Source organism: Bradyrhizobium sp. SHOUNA76 (genome assembly GCF_023006445.1).
Lineage (GTDB): Bacteria > Pseudomonadota > Alphaproteobacteria > Rhizobiales > Xanthobacteraceae > Bradyrhizobium.
Window position 1 is genome coordinate 1 of sequence record NZ_JALBHA010000782.1, and the last position, 1,974, is coordinate 1,974.

General features: G+C 66.0%; 2 protein-coding genes and 1 pseudogene. 1 reads left to right on the forward strand and 2 read right to left on the reverse strand.

The features are described 5' to 3' along the window. Nucleotides 1-341, reverse strand: a pseudogene (locus tag MOV74_RS37035) (molybdopterin-binding protein); the annotation flags it as partial. A gap of 54 nt (nucleotides 342-395) precedes the next feature. Next, nucleotides 396-1,229: a substrate-binding domain-containing protein gene (locus MOV74_RS37040; protein ID WP_246932339.1), complete on the reverse strand. Its 834-nt coding sequence runs from the start codon at nucleotides 1,227-1,229 to the stop codon at nucleotides 396-398. Between the two features lie 268 nt (nucleotides 1,230-1,497). Here MOV74_RS37040 and MOV74_RS37045 point away from each other — a divergent pair. After that, on the forward strand, nucleotides 1,498-1,974 hold a 477-nt coding region (locus MOV74_RS37045; RefSeq protein WP_246932342.1), incomplete at its 3' end, for a helix-turn-helix domain-containing protein.

Consider the following 1,974-nt stretch of genomic DNA (forward strand, 5'->3'; position numbering starts at 1 on the left):
ACCTGCGCGAGCGGCCCTGCCACCTCCACGGCGTCGGCGTCGAGCACACAGTCGCATCCCGCCGGCATCGCGTCGCCGGCCTCGACCCAATGCGGCACTTTTGCCAGAGGCAGCGGCGAATACGAGGACGCGCCGACGAGATCGTTGGCGGAGACGGCCCAGCCGTCCGCGGCGGCAATGTCGTGCGGCGGATGGGCCGCAAGCAGCGGAGTGCCCACAGCGATGCAACCGGCCGCGTCGGTCAGTGGCAACTCCACCGGTGCAACCGGCTCGAGCCCGTTCAGCAACGCGGCGAGCGCGATCTCGAGCGGCGTGAGCGAGGGCGGCAGGCGCTGGGTCATGCGCCATGGTGGACCATGCATCGCCCGCTTTGGCAACCGCCGGCGATGCTGGCCTCAACCGCCCGACCGGTCCGAATTCGGGAAGAACAGCTGCTGCCCGTCGACCTTGTAGCCGGCGATCGCCGTCTGCCCCTCCGGCGAGGTCAGCCAGTCGATGAAGGTCTGCGCGAGATCCTTCTTCACGTTCGGAAACTTCTCTGGGTTCACCAGCATCACGCCGTACTGATTGAGCAGCCGCCGGTCGCCTTCGACGACGATGTCGAGATCGCCGCGATCCCTGAACGAGATCCAGCTGCCGCGGTCCGACAGCACATAGGCATTCGCGGCGCGCGCGGCGTCGAGGGCCGAGGTCATGCCCTGCCCGACCTCGCGATACCAGGCGCCCTTGGCAGCGCCGATGTCGATGCCGGCGACGATCCATAGCGCGAGCTCCGCGGCGTGGGTGCCCGACCGATCGCCGCGCGTCACGAACGGCGCGCCTTTGGCTTCGATCGCCTTCAGCGCCGTCACGATATCCTTGCCCTTCACGGCTGCCGGATCGCTCTTCGGCCCGATCAGCACATAGTCGTTGTACATCACGTTGAAGCGCTTCACGCCAAACCCGTCGGCGACGAATTTCTCCTCCTGCGGCCGCGCGTGCATCAGCACGACGTCGGCCTCGCCCCGTCGCGGCCCGTTGAGCACCTCATCGGCACGCCGCGCGATCACGGTCACCTCGATGCCGGTCTTGTCCTGGAAGATCGGCAGCAGATAGTCGAGCAGGCCGGAATCCTGCGTCGATGTGGTCGAGGCCAGCACGATCGCGCGGTCCTCCGCGGATGACGCCGCAACGCCCGCGGCGAGGCCGCAGAAGAGCGCGAATGCAACGGAGAGGCGGCGGACGGCCATGATCGGGTTCCCATTGAATAAGACGTAGTCATGATGGCGAGCGATTGCGCCGCACTCGTGACGCATCTGCTGCCTTGCGCTCCGCAGTCGGGAAATTTCGGCAAGCACGCACGCTTTGAGATCGTTCACCAAAGCAGACATCGCGCGCGCGGATGTGTTGCAAAGCAGCGAGATCATCAGGCATGGTTCCCGGGGACACAAATTGAAATGCAGAATTGCACCTGCGTTAGACGTCAAAAAGAAGCAAGAATTTGCATAGGAATGCAGGATGGAATTCCTGACGACCAGCGAAGCCGCCGATTACCTTCGGCTCGGCGAACGCAAACTTTACGAACTCGTCACCACCGGCGCGATCCCCTGCACCAAGGTGACCGGGAAGTGGCTCTTCCCACGGCACGAACTCGATCTCTGGGTGCTGTCGGGCCTTGCGCGTCCGGCCGGCATGCTGATCGCGGAGCCGCCGCCGGTCGTGGGCGGCAGCCAGGACGAACTGCTGGATTGGAGCCTGCGCGAGTCCGGATCCGGCCTGGGATCGATGAGCGAGGGCAGCATGCGCGGGCTCGAGCGCCTGCAGCGCAACGAGGTGATGGCGGCGGCGGTGCACTTCCACGGCCTGGATGCTTCCGACGATCTCGCCGGCGATGCCAGTGTCGAAGCGCTGCGCGCAGCTCCCGACCTGCATGATGCGGTGCTGGTGGCGTTCGTGCGCCGCGAGCAGGGTCTCGTGCTGCCGCAAGGCAATCCC

Excerpts from the sequence above, each read along its gene's own strand:
- MOV74_RS37040 (WP_246932339.1), bottom strand. The coding sequence starts at position 1,229 with ATGGCCGTCCGCCGCCTCTCCGTTGCATTCGCGCTCTTCTGCGGCCTC.